Raw genomic sequence first — 2286 nt, forward strand, 5'->3', positions numbered from 1 at the left:
ATCTGGTTCAAATCAGAAGCCGCCCCAAAGTCTGTCAGGCAGGAATAATACTTATCCTTTAGCTGTTCATGCAAAAGCAATCCAAGCGACATCAAAGTATCACCATTAAAAACAAAAGCAGCCTTTGCTATATCCTCGTTATTCGCATAAATAATTGTTTGCTTATCGGATTTTTTCATAACCAGGTCCGCCATTGCGCGTGTTTTCAGATCCACCAATACTTTAGGTTTCATCATTAACGAACTGCCATTACGGATTATATCATTGTGGTCAATATCTTCTGCACAGCGCATTAACAACGCTTTGTGTTTGTTGAACAGGGTTGTATTCTTACTTACCTGTTGATACCAGTTTGTGATGTCTTTAAATGCTGATTCGTCGTCATAGATATTAGCGCCCCATTTTTTTGAAAGCATTAACCCGGTTGTTCTGTCGGCTGGAAAAATATAGGTGGCCAGAAAGTAAGCGGGAGGAATAAGATCATCTGCCACTATGCCGGAAAGGTCAGCCATTGTTTCCCGGTGATCGAGGTTGTATTTTTTTAGCCAGCTGGCAAACGAACTGAATGAGGTATTACGCGAACTGCTGTTGGCCAGCGAAATTCTTACAAGAGAGTCAACAGTTGTGGAATCAAACGGCCTTTTATCGGTGAGGTAGTCATTTAGCGGACGTAATAGCCAGTCTTCATAAAGTAAAACAATATGCCTGAATTTTTTCTGACTAACCAGGTATGCAGCTATTTCCATACTTAATCCTGTCGATTCCTTTGCAAAAGGTGTAACGTTTCCAATGCCCACTACTTTTGTATGCGCAGGTATTTTATTGTCAAACCCGGCCGCTATATTTCCCATAGCCAATGTTAGCGGCGTATTAGCAACTTTTCCTGCATGCTGCCCACTTGCGCTCAGAAGCGGCGTAAACAGCAACATTATTGTAACAGCTTTTTTTATGCATACTTTCATCATGCTATTCTGGTTGCAATACCTTGCCGGGATGGCAATAGAAAATTGTCTTATGTTCATCTGCTGTTTACCGGTTTAGGATATGGAGTAATGTTATTAAATATCACAAGAACATCAAAAGCCTGGTTGGAAGGCATTATCAACTGATTGCCATATATGTCGATCAAATTCAGCTTGTCGTATGTTTTGCTGGCAGGAAGATCCTGATCAAAGAAAATACCGCCGGGAATACCATAATTCTTTAACAGGTTGCTGGCAATTGTTGTACGTTCCGCTGTGAAGTGCTTCTCACGGATTACCCTGCTGCCGGGCACTGCTTTTTCACCTGTTACTACGTAAACATCTGCCTCATTGGAAAAATCTGTAAGCAACATAAAATAATGGGATCTGTACCGCTCTTTCAGGTATTTACCCATATAGCCGTCAATGGTGGAAATATGACCATTATGCGCCCATATGATGGTTTTTTGAGAACCAGCTAGATGGATTGCATTAACAGCCATGATACTATCCCGGTACTTATTTGCCCTGGTTTCATTCCCCGCCGATGTTACCGTTTTCAATGCGTTGTATTGCATCGAATGTGTTTCGTTCTGCAGATGATATTGCAACTCGTCCAACTCATCCTTCTTCATCCCTTTCCCGAGCTTACTTTTATTGGTATTGAACCATGTATTTACCGAGGCTATTCTTGATGCATCAGTTACCTGGTTATTGTTCCAGTGATACAGCAATCTTTGCCCACTAGCAGGATCAAACGGGATAATGTAGTTATATAAAAAAAAGTTCCGGAATCCTGCATCCATGCTTAAATCGAATCCGGTTACCTTCACCATTTCCCGGGGATGTGCCAGGTTATATATTTTAATCCAGCGAAACAAGCGACTAAATACCTCCTGCGTATTCGGCAAGCCTGTGGCTGTCACTTTTGCCAAAGAATCGGCCACAGCAAGTTCTTTGATATTGTTATTGAGCAGGTATTGCCTGACCGGCCTCACGGATACTATATCAGGAAATTCCAAAAGAATGTTCCTGTATCCCCTGTTTTCAATAAGATATTGGGCCATCTTGGCTTTTAGCGCCAGCGGTTCATAGCCTCCATGGCTTACTTCACCCAGCCCTACTACTTGTACATCGTTATCTATTGATTTATTAAAAACAGATTGGACCCAGGCGGTACTTGAATCTAATGAAAGCGATCCTGGTTCGGAAAAAAGAATTTTACCGTTACCCTGGGCAGTGGATGAACACCAGGCAAAGGTGTTAATAACAGCGGCTATTAATATTTTCTCAATCCAGTGTAATCGGATAGTATGCATAAAAA

2 protein-coding genes are annotated in these 2286 nt (G+C 41.7%); both read right to left on the reverse strand.

From position 1 onward, the window contains the following. The coding region (locus VN105_RS13190; RefSeq protein WP_325641588.1) for a hypothetical protein at positions 1-1022 on the reverse strand (1022 nt) is incomplete at its 3' end. Beyond that, the coding region (locus VN105_RS13195) for an erythromycin esterase family protein (protein WP_325641590.1) at positions 1019-2286 on the reverse strand (1268 nt) is incomplete at its 5' end. The genes VN105_RS13195 and VN105_RS13190, both read right to left, overlap by 4 nt.

It is taken from the genome of Chitinophaga sp. (assembly GCF_035564935.1).
In the GTDB taxonomy this organism is placed as follows: Bacteria; Bacteroidota; Bacteroidia; order Chitinophagales; family Chitinophagaceae; genus Chitinophaga.